Origin of the sequence: Paenibacillus sp. FSL R10-2736 (assembly GCF_038000245.1) — a bacterium.
In the GTDB taxonomy this organism is placed as follows: Bacteria; Bacillota; Bacilli; order Paenibacillales; family Paenibacillaceae; genus Paenibacillus_AQ; species Paenibacillus_AQ phytohabitans.
In genome coordinates this window covers 653,445-679,724 of the sequence record NZ_JBBOBN010000002.1, presented here as the reverse complement: position 1 = coordinate 679,724, position 26,280 = coordinate 653,445, and the positions used below count along the sequence as shown (strand labels likewise).

The 26,280-nt window shown below is 43.5% G+C and carries 23 protein-coding genes and 1 other RNA gene; 11 read left to right on the top strand and 13 right to left on the bottom strand.

The features are described from left to right. Window positions 1-2,130: an ATP-dependent nuclease gene (locus tag NSQ73_RS31210; protein ID WP_340990020.1), complete on the bottom strand. Its 2,130-nt coding sequence runs from the start codon at window positions 2,128-2,130 to the stop codon at window positions 1-3. Between the two features lie 117 nt (window positions 2,131-2,247). Here NSQ73_RS31210 and NSQ73_RS31205 point away from each other — a divergent pair, with 117 nt between their 5' ends. From NSQ73_RS31205 to NSQ73_RS31195, 3 genes are all read left to right on the top strand, one after another. Then, a complete protein-coding gene (locus NSQ73_RS31205) occupies window positions 2,248-2,640 on the top strand; it encodes a hypothetical protein (RefSeq protein ID WP_340990018.1) in 393 nt (130 codons plus the stop codon). Then, window positions 2,616-3,179: a hypothetical protein gene (locus NSQ73_RS31200; protein WP_340990016.1), complete on the top strand. Its 564-nt coding sequence runs from the start codon at window positions 2,616-2,618 to the stop codon at window positions 3,177-3,179. The genes NSQ73_RS31205 and NSQ73_RS31200 overlap by 25 nt, the downstream gene beginning before the upstream one ends. A 161-nt stretch (window positions 3,180-3,340) precedes the next feature. Then, on the top strand, window positions 3,341-4,360 hold the full coding sequence (locus NSQ73_RS31195) for a hypothetical protein (RefSeq protein WP_340990014.1): 1,020 nt from the start codon (window positions 3,341-3,343) through the stop codon (window positions 4,358-4,360). Between the two features lie 6 nt (window positions 4,361-4,366). Here NSQ73_RS31195 and NSQ73_RS31190 read toward each other — a convergent pair whose 3' ends face one another. Next, a complete protein-coding gene (locus tag NSQ73_RS31190) occupies window positions 4,367-4,744 on the bottom strand; it encodes a helix-turn-helix domain-containing protein (RefSeq protein WP_340990012.1) in 378 nt (125 codons plus the stop codon). Between the two features lie 247 nt (window positions 4,745-4,991). Here NSQ73_RS31190 and NSQ73_RS31185 point away from each other — a divergent pair, with 247 nt between their 5' ends. The 8 genes from NSQ73_RS31185 (at window position 4,992) to NSQ73_RS31150 (ending at window position 13,059) form a co-directional block, all read left to right on the top strand. Further along, window positions 4,992-6,239: a toxin-antitoxin system YwqK family antitoxin gene (locus NSQ73_RS31185; protein ID WP_340990011.1), complete on the top strand. Its 1,248-nt coding sequence runs from the start codon at window positions 4,992-4,994 to the stop codon at window positions 6,237-6,239. Window positions 6,240-6,319: 80 nt separating this feature from the next. Next, window positions 6,320-6,916 (top strand): JAB domain-containing protein, encoded by a 597-nt coding sequence (locus NSQ73_RS31180; RefSeq protein WP_340990010.1) that lies wholly within the window; start codon window positions 6,320-6,322, stop codon window positions 6,914-6,916. A gap of 15 nt (window positions 6,917-6,931) precedes the next feature. Continuing rightward, window positions 6,932-7,096 carry a hypothetical protein gene (locus NSQ73_RS31175; RefSeq protein ID WP_340990009.1) on the top strand — a complete coding sequence of 55 codons (165 nt, stop codon included), beginning with the start codon at window positions 6,932-6,934 and terminating at the stop codon, window positions 7,094-7,096. An 80-nt stretch (window positions 7,097-7,176) separates the two neighbouring features. Continuing rightward, window positions 7,177-8,067: a hypothetical protein gene (locus tag NSQ73_RS31170; protein ID WP_340990007.1), complete on the top strand. Its 891-nt coding sequence runs from the start codon at window positions 7,177-7,179 to the stop codon at window positions 8,065-8,067. 340 nt (window positions 8,068-8,407) lie between these two features. After that, a complete protein-coding gene (locus tag NSQ73_RS31165; RefSeq protein WP_340990005.1) occupies window positions 8,408-9,028 on the top strand; it encodes a hypothetical protein in 621 nt (206 codons plus the stop codon). A 56-nt stretch (window positions 9,029-9,084) separates the two neighbouring features. Next, a complete protein-coding gene (locus NSQ73_RS31160) occupies window positions 9,085-10,572 on the top strand; it encodes a hypothetical protein (RefSeq protein WP_340990003.1) in 1,488 nt (495 codons plus the stop codon). Between the two features lie 62 nt (window positions 10,573-10,634). Beyond that, the gene (locus NSQ73_RS31155; protein ID WP_340990001.1) at window positions 10,635-11,012 is read left to right on the top strand and encodes a hypothetical protein; all 378 of its coding nucleotides are present in this window, start codon (window positions 10,635-10,637) and stop codon (window positions 11,010-11,012) included. Between the two features lie 403 nt (window positions 11,013-11,415). Further along, a complete protein-coding gene (locus NSQ73_RS31150; protein WP_340990000.1) occupies window positions 11,416-13,059 on the top strand; it encodes a recombinase family protein in 1,644 nt (547 codons plus the stop codon). Between the two features lie 38 nt (window positions 13,060-13,097). Here the strand turns inward: NSQ73_RS31150 and NSQ73_RS31145 are convergent, their stop codons facing one another. From NSQ73_RS31145 to gap, 11 genes are all read right to left on the bottom strand, one after another. Continuing rightward, window positions 13,098-14,699 (bottom strand): hypothetical protein, encoded by a 1,602-nt coding sequence (locus tag NSQ73_RS31145; RefSeq protein WP_340989998.1) that lies wholly within the window; start codon window positions 14,697-14,699, stop codon window positions 13,098-13,100. 209 nt (window positions 14,700-14,908) lie between these two features. Then, window positions 14,909-15,273, bottom strand: a transfer-messenger RNA (tmRNA) gene (gene ssrA, locus NSQ73_RS31140). A 201-nt stretch (window positions 15,274-15,474) separates the two neighbouring features. Further along, on the bottom strand, window positions 15,475-15,954 hold the full coding sequence (gene smpB / locus NSQ73_RS31135; protein WP_039296783.1) for an SsrA-binding protein SmpB: 480 nt from the start codon (window positions 15,952-15,954) through the stop codon (window positions 15,475-15,477). Window positions 15,955-16,177: 223 nt separating this feature from the next. Then, window positions 16,178-19,189, bottom strand: coding sequence for a ribonuclease R (gene rnr / locus NSQ73_RS31130; RefSeq protein ID WP_340990712.1), 3,012 nt, complete (start codon window positions 19,187-19,189; stop codon window positions 16,178-16,180). A gap of 233 nt (window positions 19,190-19,422) precedes the next feature. After that, window positions 19,423-19,656, bottom strand: coding sequence for a preprotein translocase subunit SecG (gene secG / locus NSQ73_RS31125; protein WP_042132758.1), 234 nt, complete (start codon window positions 19,654-19,656; stop codon window positions 19,423-19,425). A gap of 144 nt (window positions 19,657-19,800) precedes the next feature. Next, on the bottom strand, window positions 19,801-20,064 hold the full coding sequence (locus tag NSQ73_RS31120) for a YesK family protein (RefSeq protein ID WP_340989997.1): 264 nt from the start codon (window positions 20,062-20,064) through the stop codon (window positions 19,801-19,803). A 153-nt stretch (window positions 20,065-20,217) separates the two neighbouring features. Continuing rightward, on the bottom strand, window positions 20,218-21,504 hold the full coding sequence (eno, locus tag NSQ73_RS31115; RefSeq protein WP_039302434.1) for a phosphopyruvate hydratase: 1,287 nt from the start codon (window positions 21,502-21,504) through the stop codon (window positions 20,218-20,220). 59 nt (window positions 21,505-21,563) lie between these two features. Then, window positions 21,564-23,108, bottom strand: a complete 1,545-nt coding sequence (gene gpmI / locus NSQ73_RS31110; RefSeq protein WP_340989995.1) for a 2,3-bisphosphoglycerate-independent phosphoglycerate mutase — start codon at window positions 23,106-23,108, stop codon at window positions 21,564-21,566. A gap of 2 nt (window positions 23,109-23,110) precedes the next feature. Continuing rightward, window positions 23,111-23,866, bottom strand: a complete 756-nt coding sequence (gene tpiA, locus NSQ73_RS31105) for a triose-phosphate isomerase (protein ID WP_039302428.1) — start codon at window positions 23,864-23,866, stop codon at window positions 23,111-23,113. Between the two features lie 33 nt (window positions 23,867-23,899). Then, window positions 23,900-25,081, bottom strand: coding sequence for a phosphoglycerate kinase (locus NSQ73_RS31100; RefSeq protein ID WP_039302423.1), 1,182 nt, complete (start codon window positions 25,079-25,081; stop codon window positions 23,900-23,902). A gap of 117 nt (window positions 25,082-25,198) precedes the next feature. Continuing rightward, a complete protein-coding gene (gap, locus tag NSQ73_RS31095) occupies window positions 25,199-26,209 on the bottom strand; it encodes a type I glyceraldehyde-3-phosphate dehydrogenase (RefSeq protein ID WP_039302421.1) in 1,011 nt (336 codons plus the stop codon). Window positions 26,210-26,280 lie beyond the last annotated feature (71 nt).

Genomic DNA, 26,280 nt, shown 5'->3' with positions numbered 1-26,280 from the left:
TTACCTCCCCATATAGTTCAATAACTTACTTAATGGGTCGTGTGGTAATGCTGCTTTAAAAAGGGGTATAAAGTGCGAGAATGCCACCCTTCCGTCTGGATATTGAGAGTCTATTCCTTCTCTTTGTCCTTCAAGTATAAAGCATTCAAAAAGATCACTATCGCCTAATTCTCGACTTTTCAGGCGATAATCAGCAATCATCTCAAAATGTTTTTCTGTAAAATGCTCACAAGTAAATGCAATTGCTCTTAGAATATAATCTGGAATTACAGTTTTATAATCAACATGTTCTGCCAGCAAAAGTGATAACCATCCTTTTCCTTCTTTTTCTGCAAGCCTTAGAACTTCTCTACCAGCGATATGTGGAGAATGCGTTTCTAAATTAACTTTCGAATTGGAGATGTGGGTTTCAGATTGATAAATAGAAGGTAGAGCATGAGTAACTACTGATGAATTACCAGCAATTATAAAATCAACTTCAAAAGTATGAGTTGCATAAAAAGGATTTACCCACTCATTATTTTCGCAAAATTCGTCTAATTTCGCTTTCCTGAACTGGCCTGCCTCCTCTGAATTGATGCACTTCCTTACGAATGGATCGTTTAAGTCTGGTGAACTATTGATTGGCATTATAGATGTATCTAAATCGGTGATAATCGCACATTTTCTCTGAATTCTCTTTTCATCAAACAAAAGCGCGATATTACTAAAAACCGTGCTGCTCATATTGATTAGACTTATCCCAACCTCATCAAGACTAATATTAAATACTTTTTTAAATAATATTGGTATAAGTATAAGCTCAGCATCACCTTCAACTAAGATAACGCTTTTCGCAAATAGCAATGTGCTTCGGACAGCATCTAAATATCTTTCTATTCTTCTGCACATATTTACATCCAAACCATTACAAGGATGAAATACAGCTACTTCTTGTTTACGTCTAGACAATATATTTACCGCTTCAATTCGATTAGCAGCCGAAATATGAGTTGAATGGGTTGAAATTATTACTTGTGTATTGTTATATCTATATTTTTCAAATAGTGTTTTTTGTATGTGGGTATGAATATGCGCCTCAGGTTCTTCAATTAGAAGAAAATGAGCTGCTTTATTAGCGGACTGTTTCATCTCGTATTCCAATAGCTTCAGACTTATATACAGGAGATTTGCCGCTCCAAGACTTAATTCAGATATCTGTCCCTGATACTCCGAGTCACTTGAATCTCCAACCCACAGAGTTAATGTTTGTAATAGTTTATCCAAATTTTCAGGCAATTGAGATTTTATATCAATGGTTGGTGCATATGTGGTTCCAATTGTTCTTTGGAGTGTCTCCCTTACTTTATTTCTAAGCATCTCGATTTGCTCTAACTCGCTAATCGAGGTGTTTAGGGCAGTCACTTGTTTGATAATATTAGTACCATCAATTTTATTACTCATATCTCTAACCAAACTTAGAAGTGGATTGCTTCTTATGCTCTTCAATTCGTATTCGGCATCTCTTAACGCTTTGATAAATGTGCAAGTTACCTCATTGTATATTGAAAATTTCTGCGATGGTATACCCAATGCATCTAGAGCTTCATCTTCCGGGTTAGGAAACTCAACATCCTCGAAATCCCCCACATATCTTTTATAAATATTTTCTTGACTGAAATCCATATTGCTTTTGCATACAAATATCATTTCATAGTCATCAATAGTTATATCATCCAATACACCTTGAAGCACTTCAGTAGAGGCAAAGTCTAACGTAAGCTCATACAATCTTTGTCTTATGTTACGGTTAGGGCGGAAATACATACTATAAGATCCCGTTGAAGTTCCGTCCATCCTTTCAATACCATGTGCCAGCATTTGAGTACCTTCACCGTCACCTATGTCTGCAAATTCCAACTGGATAATTATCCAGTGACCTCTCCAGTCACCAAGACAACGATTAAAATCATTTTCATTCATTTTTATATTTCTTGGAAGGCTAGAATCTAAAAGGAGCCTGATTGCAAAGAAAGCATTTGTTTTACCAGATCCGTTTTCTCCAATTAAAGTGTTAACCCCTGCAGAAAATTTGAAATTAGCATTTTTAAAATTTCTAAAGTTACGAATCGTTAACTTAGATATATACATTTGCTCCCTGCTTTCAGCTTGTTTTTCATAATCGAGACTTTTGTGCTAATAATCCAATTATATCCTTCAATGCCTAGACAATATATGATTATTTTCAACCTACAAGGAGGGAACAAAATGCGTTTTATTTCAACACAACTAGACATCACTATTCTAAGTTCATGTTCTTCTTTAATGAGTCATCAAAGCTTTCTCCAAAACTACTTCAATCAACTCCGCGAAGCCATCGGCGACACACAGGACACACTATTCACGCTGGATCGCCATGGCCCAATTATCATCCTTGAAGCTGGCGATAACCTATTTGATCTTAGTTTTGTGGGCCTAAGGCGGGAGGATCGAGGTTTGCTGGGAAGTATGCCTGAATATGTCGAGGTATATAATCTTGGAGATATTCAAATTTACAAAATAGTCGTGATGCACACCAATGACTATATGGTTACATTTTTCACACAAGTCGGGATACATGATGAGGAGGTCGAACAATGGTTGAAAGAGATGGCAGAATAATGAGTGAGACAGAGGTTTTGATATTAGAAAGTTTGAAGAACATACTTGAGTACAATGAAACTCCCCTAAGTAACCCCTCGGCAACAGCAATGAATATATGGATAATGGCCTTATCTGTTCTTCCGTACTCCAAAGAATATTTCGAGTTTTTACCAGCCTGTTTGGACGAGAACCAACTTCTCGAATCCGAACAGGCTTTTTTAGTTCGTGTAATTCTTCGTACCACTGATTCAGAAGGCAGCAATGGGTATGTAGATGGCACCACGTTGGGTCTGACTATTGATTTAAATAACGGGGAAGTACGTCTGATAAACGAAGAACAGATACTCGGAGATAGTCCTGAGTTCCATGGAGGAGCCATAGCGGATGCAATGACATGGATTCAACGGATGACTAAACCCTTTTACATTCAATATAAAGACCCTTTCTTTACTGCCTCAGAACGCATCATGTTGAACGGTCATGATTTAAACTTTGCAAGGATACCCTCAAGTGATAAATCTACTAATTCAATAGACGATGATGATTGGTGGCCTTGAATCTCACTCCCGATCTTCATTCAAAGCGAAAGTAGCGTCAGTAGCAGCAGGCAAAACATACTTAGGCTCTATTGATGCTACTGACGCTTTGAAATTAAAAGAGAGGAGGCCCCTAGCCTACCCCATCATCTAAATTTCAATATAAAAAAGGAGTGATAGAGTTGTTTAACCTATCGGAGAAAGAAAAGAAGATGCTTGTAACAAAGATTAAGGAACTTTCATCAGGAATTAACGACAAGTATCCAGACAATAAATTCCCAGATGCTCCCTATCAGAAATATCTAACCGTTTTCTCCAAACCAAATGAGGTTCTTCCCGAGGATATAAAGAAAGCCTTAGAGTGGCAATATGGCCACTCTAACAACAGGAATACAGTTAAAGCACACAAGAGGGTAATTCAAATTGTTCAGCATGAATGGAGAGTATTCTGCCAATCCAATTGCCAAAATGCATCAGAAGTATTTCAGTTTTGGAGAACTCGGCTTGCTGATGAGGCGTATATGTACCCTATCTCTTTTATAACTCATCTAATGTATCCAGAAGAAATTGAGAATACAGGGGAATATCATCATTTGGCTGTTTGTTACCTAATAAAACAAATTAAACCTGAATGGAGTTTTCAGGGGAGTAGATTGGATTTTAAATATTTGAAGGAATACTCTTTATTGTTTCAAACGATTACCTCCAAGTTGGAGATTCATGCTGATTCACATCGACTACTCGATAAATTTTTAAGGACCTATGGTACCCGCATACAATTTCTCCAAAGGAGCAGTGTAAAAAAGAAAATACACGACGAGAAACTAATTGCTGAGCAGGATTTTAAGTCGGAGCGTTTTGTACTTTCAAATGTAATCAGAAAGCATAATGCAGACAAATTGTTTATATGTCTTCTTCAAATCATTGAAGAAAAGCAATTACAGATAAATAATTTAACAATTGGCCAAATTGCCGATCTTGTTCCCCAAGGCACTGCCGGAATCAAACATTATGCCAGCTATCAGTATGCCATGCTAAGTCTATTTACAATAGTACGTAACTATTTCCTTTTTGATCATCATCCCGACTTGAAGGTTGCCTTTACAAAGCAAGCCAATAATCCAAATCGCAATATTAACTTTTGGAAAAGTTATTATGATGAACCAGTCTCTATCCATCCCGATATCTTAAAGCAGATATGACGAGAACTATCTTTCTTCTGTGCCATTTCTCCAGTCCAAAACTGTTTTCACCAACTTTAATGCCATGCGTTGATCAGCTTTGGATCTTTCCTTTAACAGGTTAACAATTTCACCAATTTCATCTTCACGCTCCATAGGATCAATCACACGGAAAAGCTCTTCCAAAGACATTCCGAAACCCTGAGCAACCCGTTTCAGCGTGTAAACGGAGAGCCGTTTCTCCCCACGCTCAAGCTGCCCTGTGTAATTAGAATGTAAACCCGCCAGTTCAGCCAATTTCTCTTGAGTGAACCCTTTTTCTACACGAAGTTCACGGATTTTATCACCAATTGCTTTTGCAAAATCCAACGCTTCTTGTTGGTCTATTCGAGCCTTCTGCACCATACAATCACCCCATGTATAGCTTAAAAGAGGCTCAATTCACATTACACATACCACTAATACAAATTGACTATTAATATATAACTATTAGATAATAAATATGCTCATAATTAATATCTAAGAGTTATATCAAGTGTTCAAAAACACATCCAACGATTCTATATTAAGGGGGGGAATTCTTAAGCATAGCTATTGACTGATCGAATTATCGCAACTGCTAAAATATCCTTTTATTGGGGGTCTAAAAAAGATGATTTTGCTTTTCTTTGCCTTATTTAGTTTATCAATTACATTACTCCTCATTGGTTTGATTAAACCGACATATGTGATACGTTGGGGAAAGAGAAGGACTCGCAAGCATGCGGTATTTCTATACGGAGTAATAGGTCTATCAATGATTATTGGAATGGTTGTGTTGCCTGTTGAACCTGAAAATAACATTCAAGCACCACAAGAGGTTTCGTCACCTGCCACTGTAGTCAATGACCAAACTGATGTAGACCCTTCTAAAGTTGCTACAAATGACAAAACAATCAGTCAGTCAGTTTCCCCTTCTCCAAATATTTCCGAGAATCAAACAAACAAAATTCAATTGAAACAAAAGGTATATTCAGAGCCTACTTATTATCAAGGGGCGACCAACAAAGAGGGACTTCCGGAAGGCTATGGCAAGATTACATACGTCGTTAACGAAGAGTATGTTTTATATGAAGGCGAGTTTATTAATGGCTTGTATGATGGCTTGGGTACGCTATATCTATTGGGAAGCAGCGAAATCGAATTTAGCGGATTATTCCATAATGGTGAGCGCATGTTTTATCCCTACGAGAATGAATTCTATTTCGATAAGGGTAAGATCAGCTTCAAAGGTGAAGAGAGCAAGACTAAGTCCGGAAAGATTATGACCGTGTTTTATACAGGGGGCAATACTTACTATATTGGTGAATGGAAGAATAAACAGATTAATGGAAAGGGCGCTATATTCTATAATCGTTATCCTCAAGTTAAACTTTCTGAAGGGATCTATGTAAATGGCGAATTAGACGGTAAAGGAAAAACTTATCACGAGAATGGCACTCTGAAATCCCAAGGAACATTTAAGAACGGTAAACTGAACGGAGAAGGAAAAACTTATTACAGCAACGGCGAGTTGGAAACGGAAGGTCAATACAAGGATGGAGCTTTAACCGGAAAAGCTAAAACTTATCATGAAAACGGAAATCCTGACGCTGATGGTAATTTTGAGGATGGAAGACCAATGGGGAAAATCAGGCTTTATCATGAGAATGGCAATCTAGCTTTCGAAGGTTCCTTTGATGAGGGGATTCTTAAACCTTATGGTATTTATGGCAAGGGTAAGCTGTATCATGAAAATGGAGAGGTTATGTATGAGGGCGAGTTTAAAGCCGGAAAGTATGACGGTGAAGGCACTTTGTATAATGACTCTGGAGAAGTTATTCAAAAGGGACAGTGGCAGGCGGGGAACTTTATAAATTAATAGTTCGAGCAATTGGAAGTCCTTATTCCTCTTCGGGAATAGGGGCTTTTAATTTGTCTAAACAGGAGGAGCAAATATCAATGAATCTAACAATATCATCAGACCAGGATTTATTAAGGAACTTTATTCCAGAGACAGCGGTGATTGAAGTCTTATCAAAATATCATTCCTTGGAGGAGCTGTTTATTCATTCAAGTATTGAGGAGTTATTGCAAACGTCCGAAATCGGTCCCAAGCGTGCAGTTCAACTCAAAACTATAGCCGAGCTATCCTTTCGTCTCTTCAACCGGCGGGAAAACAAACCTACCATTATCAGAAGTCCTAAGGATGTATACGATCTCTGCCAAGACCTTAAATTCCAGCAACTAGAGGAAGCACGGATCATCTTGTTAAATACTAAAAACCATGTTCTAGACATTCGTACTATCTCTCTTGGCGGACTAGATAGAGCATTGTTGTTGCCGCATCAGGTATTCCCTGAAGCCTTAAAGCGGCACTGTGCAGGGCTTATTCTTGTACACTGTCACCCTAGCGGTGATCCCTCTCCTTCCAATTCCGACATTGAAGTTACTAGACGGCTAGGACAAGCCGGAGAAATTGTAGGCGTATCCGTACTCGATCATATTATCATTGGAGGAACTCATTATTGTTCAATGAAAGAACAAGGATGTATATGAAAGGTGGCCTGATTTGTGAAAATCTCTGATGTTGTTAAGTTGTTGATTCTTCTCGCAGAAATTATGGATATTCTCGGAAAATATGCAGATGTAAATGACAAGAAGATGGCGTGGGAAGCCGCCCAAAAACATGGAGTCAGCTTTCAAGAGCTTTGGAGAAGAATGCAAAAAAATAATTAGGCATTTTTCTCTTTAAGCAAGTCATTCTTTGCATTGTCTCCTCTTCGTACGATACACTGAACCGGAGAGGAGAGATTACAATGGGAAGACCCCGTAAACTTGCTAGTGAATCATTACAGAAATATACATTAAAAAAGAATTCCGATTCTATATCGTTATATGCTCTTTGCAAAGAAATCTTTGAAGAAATAAAAGGACCCCTCACGACGAATGATTCTCGATTACAAAATTTTAGAAAAGATCAGACTAAAAAGTTCGGTGAACTTATAGAAGGTGCCGATGCAAAGAACTTTTTTTTTGACGCATCAGCCGAAAGATATTCAATCCCAATTACACAAAAAGAAGAAGTTAAGTTTTTGCTTAAGAACTACAGTTGTTCCTTTATTAAAAAAGTTCGACTTAAGTCAAAAAATAGTTCAGTAGAAATAACATCAAAGGATGTAGAAGAGTTCATAAATTTATTATCAGCCCATTTTAATGATGAAAATTCAAATGATATAGTAAACGAAGTAATACGATATTTCACCTTTAAACATTACCAAACTTCAGAAGAGGTAATGCACAAACACTTACAAAATATATTGAACGATGCTATACAATTTCTAAAGCCTAATGAGGGAACATCTCTTATTAAAGCCAAAGAAGATTTCTCGTGGCAATTTAGACAAGATGAAATTCCTTATCTATTTAAAATATATCTTCAAATGATACAAGAAACCACCAAGCAATGGAAAACGCTTGTTGAATATACACAATCTTCTCGCTTAGGTGAACTAGAAGAAATATCTTTAACGGATAATCCATTCGATGAGGAGCTTGAATTCAAACCTATTTCTTTTCATATTGACCAGGCGCTATCATTTCTCCATGATGATGTTTCTAATTCATTCAAGAAAGTAGTAGACCCTGAAAAAATGAATCTTGTTAAAGAGTTACTTGATAAAACGAACTTAGCAAAACTCAAGCGATAAGAGATAAAGGAACGCCCTTGTAATTTATGGACGTTCTTTTTTTATTTTTAGGGGGGTAAATCTAAAAATAAAATTCTTGGTTTCCCCCACGTTTTTATTTCCTTGATCTATATCATAATTTAACTATCAGCTAAGCCAAGGACGTTAGTAAAAGTCCAAGGCGTTGATCTTTGAAAATAGAATAGTAAGAAACGATTGAGTTAGATTGTGGGATACTTTGCGCTCTAATCCAATTAAATACATATGTAAAGGAGGTTTAATTTAGTTATGATCCATGCGTCCCCTTAGCAATGCCACAACGTCACTCAGTCCACACTAATTATATATGGAGGTTTTATATATGAAGGTAAGTTTACAAACGAATGAATTGCCTGCTGGGAGAACTCAAGCCTACGTGCACTCGTTAAAGATTGAGAAATTCATCCCCAAAATCGGGCAAGAATACAACGTCCTTTTTGTTCAATTGTATGCTGTGCATCCTCAGCATCAAATCATAATAAGTAAACTGTTACGTCTTCGGTTGCTTCTAGAGGACGTTCTCACAGCCAATGTGTTTAAAGCATTTCTTCTCTTATCCACAAATGGGCGGGATATAGATGTTAGTCCACTACTGAAAAAAGTGGTTGATATAAGAATAGAGCCGAACAGATACAACGGTAAAACTTATTTTAATATTGTTGAAATGATTCCAACAAAGGATGATACTCATCCAATTTTGCAAACACTAATCGACCGGGAAAATAAAGTCAGAGAACAAGCCAACAACTTGTTCGAAGACGATGAAGATCGCGGAATCGAAGAAGAATCATCTGATATGCTCGCTGCTACAGAGCAGTCAAGAACATTAGCCTCTCCTTCAACCGGGAGAAGTAAATTCCCTCAAAAGAAACCGCCACGTGTTGTACAGAAAACACCAGAACTTTTTGATGATAGTGATGCCGACGACTTGGGATTGCTATAACCGATTTCTTAAGTCCTGCCGCTCCGCCGGCAGGACTACACTCCTCTTAAAGGTAGGTGCTAATACTGGAAAACTCTTTACCTAACGAAACCAAGAAGACGGCTGCTGAAACCATAATTGAGTTAGCTCAATCGGCTCCAGAAATAGAATTTTTTCATAGCGAGAAAGGTGAAGCTTTTGCTTCCTTTGAAGCTGCTCAAGCTAGACAAACTGAGAGAATCAGAGGGTCTAAGTTCAAAACTTATTTAATTGAATGGTATTTCGAGATGACAGGCAAACCTGCAGCCACTGATAGTATCAACCAAGCTATCAGTGTATTAGAGATGTTGGCTCTCCGTAAAGGTGACCAGCGAAAGCTCGATTTACGCGTCTCCAAGTATGAAGGCAGCTTTTATTATGACTTGGCTGAACCTCAAGGAAGAGCAGTTCAAATCTCACCGAGTGAGGTTCTGTTAATTGACAAGCCACCTTCTCTATTCTATCGCACAGCGGGTATGTCAGCTCAGGTAAAGCCTGATTTTGATGGCAAGCTTAGTCTCTTTCTTAATCATATTCGTTTGGCCTTCAAAAGCGACTACCTGCTGTTTCTCGTCTACATTGTATCCTGCTTTATCCCAGGTATTCCGCATCCCATACTCGTTTTGTCGGGTGAAAAAGGGGCTGCCAAATCGACAACGGCAAGAATGATCAGATCCATCGTTGATCCTTCTGCTGTCTCCGCCATGACTATGCCTTCAGGTATTCGGGATTTGGCATTGAATCTGTCCAATAACTACATGCCTTGTTATGACAATATAGATTTCATATCAGCAGAGAAAAGCGACATGCTCTGCACAGCTTCTACTGGAGGGGGGTTCAGTTCCAGGAAGCTATTCACCGACACTGAGGAAGCCATTGTTTCTTTTGAGCGATGCGTTACCCTCAATGGCATTGATACTGTTGCGCGACGGCCAGATTTGATAGACCGCAGCATTCTATTAGAGCTTGTTCGTATTCCTGAGGAAGAACGGAAGGAAGAAAGCCAACTATGGGCAGTTTTTGAGAGAGACAAGCCATTGATTTTAGGTGGGGCTCTAAAAGTATTGGCAGAAGCTATGAGCTTGTACCCAAATATCAAGCTTAGTAAGTTGCACCGCATGGCTGACTTTACACGATGGGGATATGCAATCGCGGAAGCAGCGCAGATTCAAGGCGGTGGTGAACGGTTTCTAACTGCTTACCAGGCTAACATTGAACGCGCAAATGCAGTTGCAATTGAATCACACCCCGTTGCTGCCGCCATAGTAGCCCTTATGAGGCAACAATCGGCGAATAACAACACCAGCACCTGGAAGGGTACCATTGCAGGGCTTCTGGATGTTTTAGAACATACAGCTTTTACAGAACGTGTAAACACACGTAACAAGCTATGGCCAAGGGGAGCTCATATTCTCACCCGGCGAATGAACGAGGTTAAATCCAACTTGGAAAAGATGAATATCTATTTCGATATTCGTCATGCCGGTTATGCTAAAGAGATAACCATTGAATGGCGCAGTAATTAATTAATTTGCCAAGTTTTTTGATCCTAAGTCCAAACTAAAATCTTATGAAAAAGGTGATATTTATGAAGGATTTTCAAGTTAGAGCAAACAATGCAAACTCCCACAAGGAACGCTTTATGGATGGAACAGTGTATTTGACCGGGATATTTCAAATTTATCTACCACTGCTCCAATACCTTAAAGAGGCGGACAGGTTGGAAAGAGCACTCAAACAAGTATTTTGCGGCAACGTAGAGCATTGGTTTAAGGATTACACTCATCTTATCATTGATGTGAATCAAGGGTTCCTCCATATCGTGAAATCTGTTGAAGAATTAAACCAAGAAATCACCCGTGTTAAAGCTGTCTGCGCTCCCATACTAGATATTCCGGCAGATAGTCTTGATATTGAGTTTGGCGTGTTTGAGTTCGAGGACTACGAAGAACCTGATGATTTATAAGAATTTCCGGCACGGTAGAACGTAAGTATTTTTCATGATTGGCTACTACTTTATAGCAATAACCAATTAAAAAATGTTCTGCTATCTTTTTTAAACTTATATTATTTTCTAGAAGGGAAGGAATTTACGATGTTGGGAAACGTTAAAACCAGCATAACCAGAGACAACTTAAGAAAAGGATGTTACGTACCCAATAGCATCTTGCTACTAACAGAAGCACCTATTGACTCCCGAGATAGAAAACGTCATTATCGGCCAGCCGTAGAACTTTTAAGCAAAATGTACGGTGAAGGTAGAGGTCTCTAATAGCAATTCCCCCAAAATTAATAGTGTTCTATATTAACAGCCCTATCCTGCTCTTGCATTGGTAGGGCTGTTAAATTCTAATCTGGAGGTCAGAAATTTGTCTAATGAAAAGAAACTTAAAAAGATGAATGCCCTTCTTGATGAAGTTCGTCACGGGGCAATCTACGCTAGATACTCTAGTAATAATCAAAGAGATGAGTCCATTGAAGCCCAAATCAGAGCAATTGAAGAATACGCAAAGCGCAATAATATTCAAATCGTAAAAGTATATGTGGACAAGGCTCTGACTGGAACAAATGACCGGAGGCCTGAATTCCAGCAAATGATTGAAGACAGTTCCAAAGGTTTGTTTGATACCCTCTTGATTCATAAACTCGACAGATTTTCAAGAGATAAGTACGATAGCGCTCACTATAAACGTATACTAAAAAAGAACCGTGTCCGTCTAATTAGTGTTCTTGAGAATTTGGACGATTCACCCGAAAGCCTCATTCTTGAATCCGTTCTGGAGGGCCTGGCTGCTTACTACAGCAAAAATCTCTCTCGGGAAGTAATGAAAGGTCTGAGAGAAACTGCTTATCAGTGTAGACACACCGGTGGCAGGCCTCCTATTGGCTACAGTGTCGATCCCGACTCCAGGAAATATATTATCAACGAATATGAGAAGGGTATTGTGGAGACCGTATTTTCTATGTACCTAAATGGCTATGGATACAATCAAATTTTAAGCCGTCTGAGCGAGCAAGGCTACAAAGGAAGAACAGGAAGACCAATTGGTAAAAATACACTTCTGGAAATTCTTAAAAATGAAAAATATACTGGCGTATATATCTTCAATCAGACTGACGGAAAAGATGCTTTTGGTCAACGTAACAGTAACCGCAAAAAGGCGGATGAAGACATCATCCGTATTGAGGGAGGTATGCCAATCCTTATTAGCAAGGAAGAGTTTAACATCGTCCAAGAAAAGATATTTCAAAATAAACGAGCTCCTGGCGCTTACAAGGCTAAAGAAATGTATCTTTTAAGTGGTCTTACAGTATGTGGTGAATGCTTGAATAGGCTGGATAAAGAATTTTCAATGATGGGTAACGTAAAATATAGTGGACGCAACAAGTTGAAGTATGTCACTTATCGTTGCGGTAACCGAGATCGTACTAAAGAATGTAAAAATAAAGAGCTTCGTCGAGAGTATATTGAAAACTACGTAATTCATGAACTAGAGCGAAGAATTTTTAATGACAACGCCATTCCTCATCTTGTAAAACATTTGAACGAGTATCAAAAATCAGTCTATAATTCCAAAAAGTCTGATTTACAGGGTTTCCGAAAAAAACTAACCGAAATAGATCGACAAATCACAAATATCATTGAAGCTGTTTCTGGAGGGTTTACACAATCTTCATTCGGGGTCAAACTGGATAAATTGGAGAATGAGAAGGCACAACTGGAGGTTCAAATTGCAGAAAGACAGTTCAGCAAGGAACACCCATTAATTACTGAAGTGGAACTCCGGCAACTGTTTGTGGAATTCAAAGAATATATTTCTACGCGAAATGTCCCGGAAATCAAAAAATTTATTGGCAGCTACGTAGATAAAGTCATTATTTATAATGAACATGTTGAAGTCATCTTTAAACTGGATGCTGTCGGTATTACACTTGACGGCAATGACTTTGATGCTTTTGCCGCTACTGTCGCTAAAAAGGAACTGTTCGAGGTTGTAACTGATGTTGTCTAAGCAAAAAGAGAGGCCTTGGTACATTACGACCAAGGCTTCTAAAAAGGCACTTTATCACTAGGTTTATTTTGCAAATGTTTTTCAAAAAAATATTTTTCCAAAATATCTAATTCTCTTGTAAACTCTCCTTCTTTTAATAATTTCTTTAGTTTATTACCGTCATAGAAAGTATCAAGCATTGAAGGTTTTAGATTACCTTGATTTAACTTAATAAGAGCAGCAAGTGCTTTATCGGAGAATTGTGCAGTTGTTATAAAGCATGCCTTTAAGGGATGCTGAATCGGTCTATCTATTTTATTGTAATAACTTTGAGCAAAGGGAAGCGTTTTTCTAAAAAACCATCGGATAGTATTTTTAGTAGCACTATCACCAAGTTCGATAATACTACTTTCTTTATATCCTTTTAATTCAATTATAATGCGTTCTCTTGGCCCTTTCTTCTTGTAAATCAAATCATATTCATACTTTTCTATCTGACCCTCCTTATCTTTCTCTTTTAAAATAACATTCTGTTCTATATCGCCCTCTCCAATAATTCTTCTTAATACTGAGTACATCAATACTTCGAAAAGATCTCCTTTTAAATTCTGTAAATTTAGCTCTTGCCCGGTTTCCTTTAATATATCTAAAGTGCTTTTAACTTCATCAATTAATATTGAAGGTTCTGAGTGATATAATATCGAGTCATTAATCCTATCCAAACTCTTAATAATTTCATAAACTCGCTCTCCATAAATCGTTCCTAGATCAAAAGATATAAAGCCAAGTTTCTTTAAACGATTTTGCACAATTTTATCTGTCGTATTATTCAATATAATGATTGGCAATACTTTTCTAGTCTTATTAATTGAACTACAGATTACTCCTTGTACTCGATTATAGAAGCCATCTAAATCATGCTGGGCATACGGACGACTTAGTTGTACATCCAAGACTACCAATGTATTCTTACTTTCATTGCGGTCATCAGTTAGCCCTGTAGTAGAGGTATATGAGAACGCATCCCAGACAAAATTATTATGTTGGGCCCCTTTAGATAGTAAGGATAAACTACGGTAGACAACACTTTCGCTGTTAATTATATTATGTTTCTGTAACCACACCAGCACATCTCTTATAAAAGTACAGTCAAGTTTCATCATCATTTCATGGCGATTTACTGCTGATCTCCAGTGTGCTTCATGTGTTTTGTGGATTATATAATTAATTTCATTATAAGTTTGAATTTCCATTATCAAATTAAAGTAGAGGAGATCCTGAACTATGCGATCCAAGTGATCCATCTTTGTCTTTTCTCTCTTCAGAGGGCTCGAAGTAACTTTTAAAGCTTCATAATATGACACCACACCGTCAGTACACTCTAATACTGCTAAAAGGCGATACATAGCTGGACGATGCTTCTTGGTAACATGCATTATAGCGGCCTTATTTAAGGGTCTGTTAAAATATACAAACTGATTCTTCCCAAAAGTTACCGGTGATGTAGATTTTATATGGCCTTGTGCAACTGAACGTTGAATTATTTTTCTACCGTTCTCCGGCGTTATACTAAATTTCTCCATTAACTTGTTATTTAAATCCTGGCCAGTTAAATAGCCATGTTTATCGATTTCAGCTTTTATAAATGAAGAGTAATTCATGTATATTACCACCTTGTCACACTGCTCTTATAAAATTATATTAATACATTACAGTGGTCTTCGACAAGTTGATTTTTCCTTTATACACAAAGGATTTTTATGAGATTTATTAAGAAACACCCATTTACTCTGTCACACTAAAGTAATTCACGTAAATACCACACTTCAAAAATGAAAAATCCACAACCATAATTGGTTGTGGATTTAGCATATGGAGCCGAGGGGAGTCGAACCCCTGTCCGAAGATAACGGCACATAAGCTTCTACGAGTGTAGTTACAGTTTTGATGTCACCCGAGTATCGCCCCGTAACCGGCTATACGTTGGGTCAGCCTGATTGTCTTCTTCAGCTCACCGCAGGCGGAGATGAGACAGCGTATCCCACTACTTGTTAGCCCCTATCCCTGTCACATGGGCGATGCAGGGTAGAAGCACGCGCACAGTTTCTTAGGCTGCGAAAGCGTAGTTGTTTTGTTGTTTGCCGTTTAATAGGCTTTAGCGTTGATGAAGCGGACGCGTCCCCACTACTCGCTACTCATGCTCGAACTATCCCCGTCGAATCCAAGAACGGCCCCTCATTAGAAAGGGCGCTTCGGATTAACGGATCAATTATAAGCATAAATGCTGATCCGGTTCACAGCTATCTTGATCAAGATGGCTGTTCAGAAGCAATAAGTTTACTTACACAGTATAGCACATTTATCAACACATTAACACGTAGGTTAAAGGAATTGAAGGTCGAATCTGGAACAATTGGGCGACAGGTGGTTACCAGTCTAGCGGGCGATCTTCTGCTTGTCGCGCAGCACACGCTGGATATCACGCTGAGCATCACGCTTCGCGGCGGAATCCCGCTTGTCGTATTCCTTCTTACCTTTACCAAGGCCGATCAGCAGCTTGGCATAGCCATTGCGCACATAAATCTTCAGCGGCACAATTGTGAAACCATCGCGCTTGGACGAGCCCAGCAGCTTGTGAATCTGTTCCTTGTGCATGAGCAGCTTACGTGTACGTGTCGGATCGGTAGGATTGGCACGGTTTCCTTGTTCAAAAGGGCTGATATGCATATTGTGAATATGAATCTCACCATTACGGATGGTAGCAAAAGCGTCCCCGATGTTAGCGCGGCCGTTACGCAGCGATTTGATCTCTGTACCCGTCAGAACCAAACCCGCTTCATACGTATCCTCAATAAAATAATCATGGGAAGCTTTTTTGTTCTGGGCAAGCACTTTCCCGTCTGCTTTTTTACCCATGAAAGTCACTCCTTGAATCGAATTCCCGGCATCTTATGAACGGACACCAGGTCTATATTGTATCAAAAGCCAAGCAGGCTGCGCAAGGAAGGATCACCCTGTCCCGCAGCAATCATTTTGACATATGGGTGTCAGGAAGTGCTACGTTTCAGTTGAATAGAAGCACTTATATTCTAAAAAAGCACTGTCCCCCTAAAGGAACAGTGCCCTCTATTAATTCAGCCTAGGCCTGAGGTTTCTTCTTCCGCTTTCTGCGGCCGCCGCCTTCCGGATTGCCGCTCTTGTCGCCAGCGCCTGCCGGTGCCGGATTGGTGGTCTCCACGTTGCCTGGAGTCACAGAAGTGCCGATGAAGACGCCGCCTTTCTTCTTCTTGCGGCGGCTCTTGCCCTCCGGCGCTGCGCCGTTGCCTTCGCTTCCGAAGCCGCTGCCGAGGTCCTCGCGGCTGCGGAACCGTGTGCTCGCGTCCACGCCGCGCAGCTCACCGCCCGCCTGCTCGGCTCCGCCCCCGCTTGGCGCGCCGCCGTAGCCGCCCTTGCCGGAGCCGAAGCCGAAGGCAATGCCGCGTCCCGCGGCACTGCCTCCGCCGTCTCCGCCGCGGCCTCTGCCGCGCTCACGCTCGCGCGGAGCACCCGAACCGCCGGCTTCGCCCCGGCGGTCCGCCTTCGCAGCTCCGCCCGCTGCGGAGGCGGCGGCAAGTGCACGCCGCGCTGCCGCTTCCGGCCCGCGGCCGCGCTTACGGCCGCCGCCTGCTGCGCCGCCGTCTTCAGCCGGCGCTACGCCTGCGCGCGGCTCTTCACCAGCGCCAGCCTCAGCGGCGCCGCCCTTAACTGCCCCGCCAAAGACACCGGCGCCAGCGCTGCCGCTCTTGCCTTTACCTTTGGCGCCGAATCCAGCCGCACCGGCAGCTGCACCGCCGTTCTTGCCCTTCCCAGCGCCGCCTTTACCCGCACCGGTAGCTGCGCTGCCTGGCTTGCCTTTACGGCCCTTGCCCGCACCGCCGGCCTTACCTGCGAACGGCTTGCTGGCGCCGCCGGCTCCAGGGCGTCCGCCCTTGCCGCCGCGTCCGCCGTAGTTCCGGTGGTCGCCAGCCGCGCGTGGCTTCATATCCACCAGTTCGAAGTCGATCGTATGATCGTCCATGTTGACCTTGGCCACACGGATCTTCACCTCGTCACCGATTCGGAACACTTTGGAGGTACGCTCACCGATAAGGGCCATGTGCGCTTCATCGAAGTGGTAATAATCATCGCTCAGTGCACTAAGGCGGATCAGACCTTCCACGGTGTTATCCAGCTCGATGAACATTCCGAAGCTGGTCACGCTGCTGATCATTGCATCGAATTCTTCGCCTACCTTATCCTGCATGAACTCCGCTTTCTTCAGCTGCTCAGTGTCACGTTCAGCCTCTACCGCTACACGCTCGCGTTCGGAGGACTGCTGGGCGATATCCGGCATCCGCGAAGCCAGATACTCATGACGTTTCTCGGTCAGAGCTCCGCCATTCTCAAGCACCTCACGCATGACGCGGTGAATGACAAGGTCGGGATAACGGCGGATCGGTGAGGTGAAGTGGGAATAGAATTCTGCCGCCAGTCCGAAGTGGCCTGTACTCTCGGCATCATATTTCGCCTGCTTCATGGAGCGCAGCATCATCGTGCTGATCACCGTCTGCTCTTTGGTGCCTTGAATCTGCTCCAGCAGATCCTGCAGTGCACGCGGATGAACGGAATTGCCGCGACCCTTGACGTGGTAGCCGAAGTTAGCGGCGAAGGCCATGAAATTCTGCAGCTTCTCCGGGTCCGGATCTTCATGAATCCGGTACAGGAACGGCACCTTCAGCCAGTGGAAATGCTCCGCTACAGTCTCATTAGCCGCGAGCATGAATTCCTCAATAATCTGCTCCGCCACGGAACGCTCACGCTTCACAATATCGATAGCCTTACCTGCTTCATCCACGATGATTTTGCTTTCTTCAAAGTCGAAGTCAACAGCTCCGCGCCGCATCCGGGCATCGCGCAGCTTCATCGCAATTTCCTTCATCAGGCGGAAATCACCGATCAGCGGAGCGTAGCGCTCCAGCAGCTCAGGATCTTCATCTTCAACAATTTTGCGTACATCGGAGTAAGTCATTCTCTCCTTGGTACGGATCACACTCGTGAACACATCATGCTTCACAACCTTCATGTGCTCGTCGAATTCCATTTCACAGGACATCGTCAGCCGGTCTACCTGCGGGTTCAAGCTGCAGATCCCGTTCGACAGCCGGTGCGGCAGCATGGGAATGACCCGGTCAACCAGATACACGCTGCAGCCGCGGTCATAAGCTTCTTTATCCAGTTCGGAGCCTTCGCGCACATAATAGCCTACATCGGCGATATGAACGCCCAGCTTATAATGCCCGTTCTCCAGACGCTCAACGTTCACCGCATCATCCAGGTCCTTGGCATCCGCGCCGTCAATGGTCACAATGTTCAGTCCGCGCAGATCGCGGCGGCCTTGCTGGATAATCTCCTCGTCGGTAATGGAATCGGGTGCCTGCTCCGCTTCCGTCATCACCTCAGCCGGAAAAGCCTCCGGCAGCTGATGCTTGCGGATAACCGACAGAATATCCACGCCCGGGTCATCCTTATGACCGAGGATCTCGATAATTTCACCTTCAGCCGCAGCACGGCCTTCCGGATAGTTCACAATGCGGACAACAACCTTTTCCCCGTCAACCGCTCCCATGAAGGACTGCTTTGGAATGAAGATATCCCGGTTAATCCGCTTATCATCAGGCAGCACGAAGCCATACGTCTCCAGGCTCTGGAATACACCAACCGTCTGCGACACGCCTCTGATCAGAATCCGCTCTACTTCGCCTTCCATACGCCCGCCGGACGGACTCTTCGAGGTAATCCGGATCAGTACGATGTCACCGTTCATTGCACCCTTCAGATCATTGGCATGGATGTATACATCGGGATGATCACGGTCATCGGGTATCAGAAAAGCAAAACCCTTCGCATGGGCCTGCAGCCGTCCGCGCAGCAAATCCATCCGTTCCGGCACGCCATAACGGCTATTCCGGGTCAGAATAATCCGGCCGTCCTTCTCCAGCTCAATCAGCAGGCTCTCAAAGGCTTTGAACGCCTCGCTATCCTCTATTGCGAAATGGCTCACCAGTTCTTCATAAGTCAGCGGTTTATAAGCGGTCTCCCGCATGAAATCAAGTAGAATTTCTTGTGTTATCATCTTCGTCACCTCGGCCCTCCGCAGCATTCACATGCCGCTGGCATATATGTATGTCTTGTCCTATCTCACATCTAATAAATCCAAGTAAAATTTACCTTTATATACTTCATACCCTAGTATACACGAAATCAATCCCGGGCATCCCTGTTATGATGTGCAAACACTCAAATCTGCATACAAAAAAGCCCCCGCCTATTCCATTCAGAACAGAGCGAAGGCTTACTGTAGGCAAACTAATCAATAACAATGGCCACAACGATTGACATGATGAAGAATCCTGCAGCCAATCCAACTGTTACACGCTGCAACACAAGCTCCATACCGCGTGCTTTTGTTTTACCGAAGAGATGCTCAGCACCGCCGGAGATGGCACCGGAAAGACCCGCGCTTTTCCCTTTTTGCAGAAGAACGACCGCAATCAGACCTACGGCAAAAATCAGAAGCACCACTTTCAAAAAGATATCCATTCACTTCCACCTCCTACGTCCAAGCATCACTATCTATGCTAAATTAGACCTCACGATTTCATAAACAGTATTTTTATTGTATCATAGCCATAGATTGAATACAACCACACAAACCTCATTCTACTAATCCGGCTATTACATTCTTCAGGTTTGTCTCCTATAGGAGACAAGTAGAAGCAGCAGCAGGCCAGAGATTAATAATATAGGTACAGAGAAGAAGGCATAAGCAATTCCCTCCCAGCCTCCAATTACAGTGAAACTTAGAACCAGCAGTATCATACTGCCCAGGAAACCGGTGATTCCCGGATAAAAAACAGCTCTGCTCCGCATGCGCCCGGTCCGCGACAGCACCCAGCTGAGAATGATTAGAAATATCCCCACACCTATACCCGCAACAATAGCGTTCATGCCCACTCTCCTTCCAGTTATCTACAATTATAGAATAACCCACTAGAAGCATCAGAGGCAACCTCGCTGATCGCATTGCACTTTCGGATCTATAATCCAAAAAAAGGACCTGCCGAAGTTCGGCAGGCCCTTTAAATATAGGGTCAAAAGATATTATCTTTTGAGGTTGTAGAAGGATTTCAGGCCGTTGTATTGAGCCAATTCGCCCAGTTCATCTTCGATGCGAAGCAACTGGTTGTATTTAGCAACGCGGTCTGTACGGGAAGGAGCACCCGTTTTGATCTGGCCAGCGTTAGTCGCAACAGCGATGTCTGCGATTGTGCTGTCTTCGGATTCACCGGAACGGTGGGAGATAACTGCTGTGTAACCAGCACGTTTAGCCATTTCGATAGCATCGAAAGTTTCTGTCAGTGTACCAATCTGGTTAACCTTAACCAGGATGGAGTTACCGATACCTTTTTCAATACCTGTAGCAAGGCGCTCAGTGTTAGTAACGAACAAGTCGTCACCAACCAATTGGACTTTGTCGCCCAATTTTTCAGTAAGCAATTTCCAGCCATCCCAGTCGTCTTCGGACATACCGTCTTCGATGGTGATGATTGGGTACTTCTCAACCCATGAAGCAAGAAGGTCAACATACTCAGCGGAAGTGTAAGATTTACCTTCGCCTGCAAGTGTGTATTTACCGTCTTTGTAGAACTCAGTGGAAGCAACGTCCATACCGAGGAATACGTCAACGCCTGGTTTGTAACCGGCTTTTTCGATCGCTTCGATGATGGTAGTGATTGCTTCTTCATTCGAACCAAGGTTTGGTGCGAAACCGCCTTCGTCACCTACAGCTGTGTTCAGGCCTTTGGATTGCAGTACGGATTTCAGGTTGTGGAAGATTTCTGCACCTGTACGAAGAGCTTCTTTGAAGCTTGTAGCGCCTACAGGAAGAACCATGAACTCTTGAACGTCGATGTTGTTGTCGGCATGCTCACCACCGTTGATGATGTTCATCATTGGTACTGGAAGAGTTTTAGCGTTGAATCCGCCCAGGTATACGTACAAAGGAATATCCAGAGCTGCTGCAGCTGCACGAGCTACGGCCATGGATACTGCCAGGATTGCGTTAGCGCCCAGCTTGCCTTTGTTAGGAGTTCCGTCCAAAGTGATCATCAATTTGTCGATGCCCACTTGGTCAAGAGCGTCCATACCGATTACTTCTGGAGCGATAATTTCATTTACGTTCTCAACAGCTTTCAGAACGCCTTTGCCCATGTAACGGGATTTGTCGCCGTCACGAAGCTCTACAGCTTCATGAGCACCAGTGGAAGCGCCGGAAGGAACGATAGCGCGGCCTTTAGCACCGGATTCAAGATAAACGTCAACCTCTACAGTAGGGTTACCGCGGGAGTCAAGGACTTCGCGAGCATACACATCAGAAATAATAGTCATGTAAGTTTAATCTCCTTTTAACTTTGGTTTTAGTATAACAATGTAACTTAGGGTATTACCTATTTGCGGCTGGCAATCATGGATTGTCCGGTCATTTCCGCAGGCTGCGGAAGTCCCATCAGATCTAAGATTGTCGGTGCTACGTCTGCGAGAATACCGGATTCGCGCAGTACTACATCTTCAGTCGTAACAATGAAAGGAACAGGGTTGGTAGTATGGGCTGTGAACGGACGGCCATTCTCATCGAATACCATATCCGCATTGCCGTGATCGGCAATGATGATTGCAACGCCGCCTTTGGCAACTACTGCATCCACAACTTTACCTACGCATTCGTCCGTCACTTCAACTGCCTTAATAGTAGGCTCCAGCATGCCGGAGTGTCCAACCATATCAGGGTTAGCAAAGTTCAGGATAATGGCATCTTGTCTGTCTGCTTCGATCTCCGCTACGCAGGCCGCCGCCACTTCGTATGCGCTCATCTCAGGCTGCAGATCATAGGTTGCCACTTTCGGTGAGTTGATCAGGATGCGTGTTTCGCCGGGAAGCTCCTCATCACGTCCGCCGCTGAAGAAGAAGGTAACATGCGGATACTTCTCAGTTTCCGCGATACGCAGCTGCTTCTTGTTCTGCTGAACCAGCACTTCACCGAGCGTGTTGTCCAGGTTCTTCGGGGAGTAAGCCACGAAGCCTTGAACCGTCTCGCTGAAGGTTGTCAGACATACGAAGTGCAGACCTTCAGGGAACTTAGGGCCACGGTCGAAACCGCGGAAGTCAGAGTTCGTGAATACTTGCGACAGCTGAATGGCACGGTCAGGACGGAAGTTAAGGAAAATGACAGAATCGCCGCTTTCCACTGTCGCAACCGGGTTGCCCAGGCTATCTACAATCACACTTGGCTCTACAAATTCATCATACACAGAATTCTGGTAAGATCCAGTGATTGCCTGAAGTGCATCGGTATATTTAGGGCCTTCGCCATACACCATTGCACGATAAGCTTTCTCTACACGTTCCCAGCGTTTGTCACGGTCCATGGCATAATAACGTCCGGATACCGTAGCAATCGTACCTACGCCAACCTCTTCGATCTTGGATACCAGTTCCTGAATGAACTTCTGTCCACTGTCGGGTGGTACGTCGCGGCCATCCATGAAGGCATGAATATAAACTTCATGCAAATCTTCTTTTTTGGCCAGATCGAGCATCGCGAACAGGTGGTTAATGTGACTGTGCACGCCGCCATCGGATACAAGTGCATAGAGGTGAAGCTTTTTGCCGGTTGTTTTGGCGCTTCTCACCGCAGCAACCAGCGTTTCGTTCTCGAAGAATTCCCCATCACGGATAGACTTATCGATGCGGGTCAGATCCTGGTATACGATCCGGCCTGCGCCGATGTTAAGGTGCCCTACTTCAGAGTTGCCCATTTGTCCTTCCGGCAGACCTACAGCTTCACCGCAAGCGGTAAGTGTAGTGTTCGGATATTGTTTCAGGTAACGGTCGTAGTTCGGTTTGTTGGCTTGGGCAACTGCGTTGCCTTCATCCGTATTACGCAAACCGAAACCGTCCATGATGATTAGAGCTACAGGTTTTGGTGCTGACATTCTTATTTCGCCCCCTCAACGAGTGAAACGAAGGAAGCAGGCTGCAGGCTGGCACCGCCGACTAGAGCGCCGTCGATGTCGCTTTGACTCATGTACTCCGTTACATTCTCAGGCTTCACGCTGCCGCCGTATTGGATACGGACAGCTTCAGCAGTTGCTTCATCGTACAGGCCTTTTACAAGGGTACGGATGTAAGCAATAACTTCATTAGCATCCTGGGAAGTAGAGGATTTACCCGTACCAATAGCCCAGATAGGCTCATAAGCGATAACTACGCTTGCTGCCTGTTCCGCGCTAAGGCCGGCAAATGCCGCTTCAGTCTGCACTTTGCATACATCTTTAGTCTGGTCCGCTTCGCGCTCTTCGAGCTTTTCGCCTACACAGACAATTGGAGTAATGCCATGGCGGAATGCCGCATGCATTTTTTTGTTGACGATTTCGTCCGTTTCACCGAAGTATGCACGGCGTTCGGAGTGGCCGATAATAACGTATTCCACGCCGAGATCCTTCAGCATTACACCGCTGATCTCGCCTGTGTAAGCACCGTTATCTTCGAAGTGAAGGTTCTGAGCACCAATTTTGATGCTGGTGCCTTGTACCGCTGCAACAAGTGCAGGCAGGTTAGTGAAAGGTGCGCAGATTACAGTCTCTACGCCTTCAACTTCCGCCTGGCCTTTGATTTCAGCGATGAAGCCTTCGGCTTCCGGAACAGTTTTGAACATTTTCCAGTTGCCGGCAATGATAGGTGTTCTACTCATAGTAATGGATTGCCTCCTTCTACCTTCTACGTCTTACTTGTCGTTCAGTGCTTCTACGCCTGGAAGTGCCTTACCTTCCATGAACTCGAGTGATGCGCCGCCGCCAGTGGAGATATGATCCATTTGGTCTGCGAGGTGGAATTTCTCTGCTGCTGCTGCGGAATCACCACCGCCGATAACTGTGTAGCCTTCGGTAGTTGCGCAAGCCTGAGCTACAGCAATTGTACCTTCAGCGAAGATATCAATTTCAAATACGCCCATAGGTCCGTTCCAAACAACCAGCTTGGAGTTTTTGATGATATCGGCATAAATTTCACGGGTTTTAGGACCGATGTCCAGACCTTCCCAGCCAGCAGGAATTTCAGTCACATCTACAATTTTGGTGTTGGCATCTGCGCCGAACTTGTCCGCGATAACTACGTCAACCGGAAGCACAAAGTTTTTGCCCAGTGCTTTGGCTTTTTCGATAAATCCAAGCGCCGCTTCGATTTTGTCGTTGTCTACCAAAGAATTTCCGATTTCGTAACCTTGTGCCTTGGTGAAGGTGTAAGAAAGGCCGCCGCCAATCAATACGTTGTCAGCCAGAGTCAGCAGGTTGTCGATCACGTCAATTTTGTCTTTAACTTTGGAACCGCCGATGATCGCAGTGAAAGGACGTTCAGGATTGGACAGGGCTTTGCCCAGAACGGACAATTCCTTCTCCATCAGAAGGCCGGATACTGCAGGCAGGAAGTGAGCGATGCCTTCTGTCGAAGCATGGGCACGGTGAGCCGCACCGAATGCGTCATTGACGAACAGGTCAGCCAGTTCAGCGAACTGCTTAGCCAGTTCAGGATCGTTCTTTTCTTCACCTTTATAAAAACGGACATTCTCAAGCACAAGCACGTCGCCTTCGTTCAGTTCAGCGATTTGTGCTTTTACCGCTTCGCCAATCGCTTCATCAGCTTTGGCTACCGGTTTGCCGAGCAATTCGGACAGACGTACAGCTGCGGAAGTCAACCGCATGGAATCGACGAATTCACCTTTAGGACGGCCCATATGGCTGGCCAGAATGACCTTTGCACCGTTCTCAATCAGGTATTTAATTGTTGGAAGGGTTTCGCGGATACGGGTATCATCAGTGATCTTACCGTCTTCCACTGGCACGTTGAAATCCACACGCACGAATACGCGTTTGCCTTTTACTTCTACATCACGGACACTTTTTTTGTTCATGATTAACATTTCCTCCACACCCAAAATTGGTTCATTCACGAATCCATTTCATTTAGAAAGAGCGGAAACAGACTTTCATTGTTTCCGCTCTATTGTACTGCCTATATAAAATCGGTATTATTGAGCAAGTTTAGCGAATTTCTCCAAAGTACGAACGAGCTGTGCAGTGTAGGACATTTCATTGTCATACCAAGCAACGGTTTTAACCAGTTGTTTGTCGCCAACAGTCAGGACTTTAGTTTGTGTAGCATCGAACAGGGAACCGAAAGTCATACCCTTGATGTCGGAAGATACGATTTCATCTTCAGTGTATCCGTAAGTTTCTGGATCGGAAGCTTCTTTCATTGCTGCGTTGATTTCTTCAACAGTTACGCTCTTATCCAGAACAGTAACCAGCTCAGTCAGGGAACCAGTAGCTACAGGCACACGTTGTGCTGCACCGTCAAGTTTGCCTTTAAGCTCTGGAATTACCAGGCCGATTGCTTTAGCAGCACCGGTAGTGTTAGGGATGATGTTCTCAGCAGCAGCGCGGGCACGTCTGAAGTCGCCTTTAGCGTGTGGAGCATCAAGTGTATTCTGGTCACCTGTGTAAGCGTGGATAGTAGTCATCAAGCCTTCGATGATACCGAATTTGTCGTTCAGAACTTTGGCCATAGGAGCCAGACAGTTCGTTGTGCAAGATGCGCCGGAGATTACTGTTTCGCTACCGTCAAGGATGTCATCGTTAACGTTGTAAACAACAGTCTTCATGTCGCCTGTAGCTGGAGCGGAAATAACTACTTTCTTAGCTCCGCCTTTAAGGTGCTTTTCAGCTGCTTCTTTAGTTGTGAAGAAACCTGTGCATTCCAGAACGATATCAACGCCAAGCTCTCCCCAAGGAAGTTCTTCAGGGTTGCGGTTCGCCAGAACCTTAACATCTTTACCGTTAACTTTGAAGAAGCCGTCGTGAACTTCAACATCGCCTTGGAATTTACCTTGAGTTGTATCATATTTAAGCAAATGAGCAAGCATCTTAGCGTCAGTCAAGTCATTGATTGCTACCACTTCGATACCTTCTACATTTTGAATACGGCGGAATGCAAGGCGTCCAATACGTCCAAAACCGTTAATACCAACTTTTACACTCATTGAATAGTTCCTCCTAGATTTCGTTTTATTTATTCAAGACAAGCCGTGAGGCTCGTCAAGACAACAAGGTT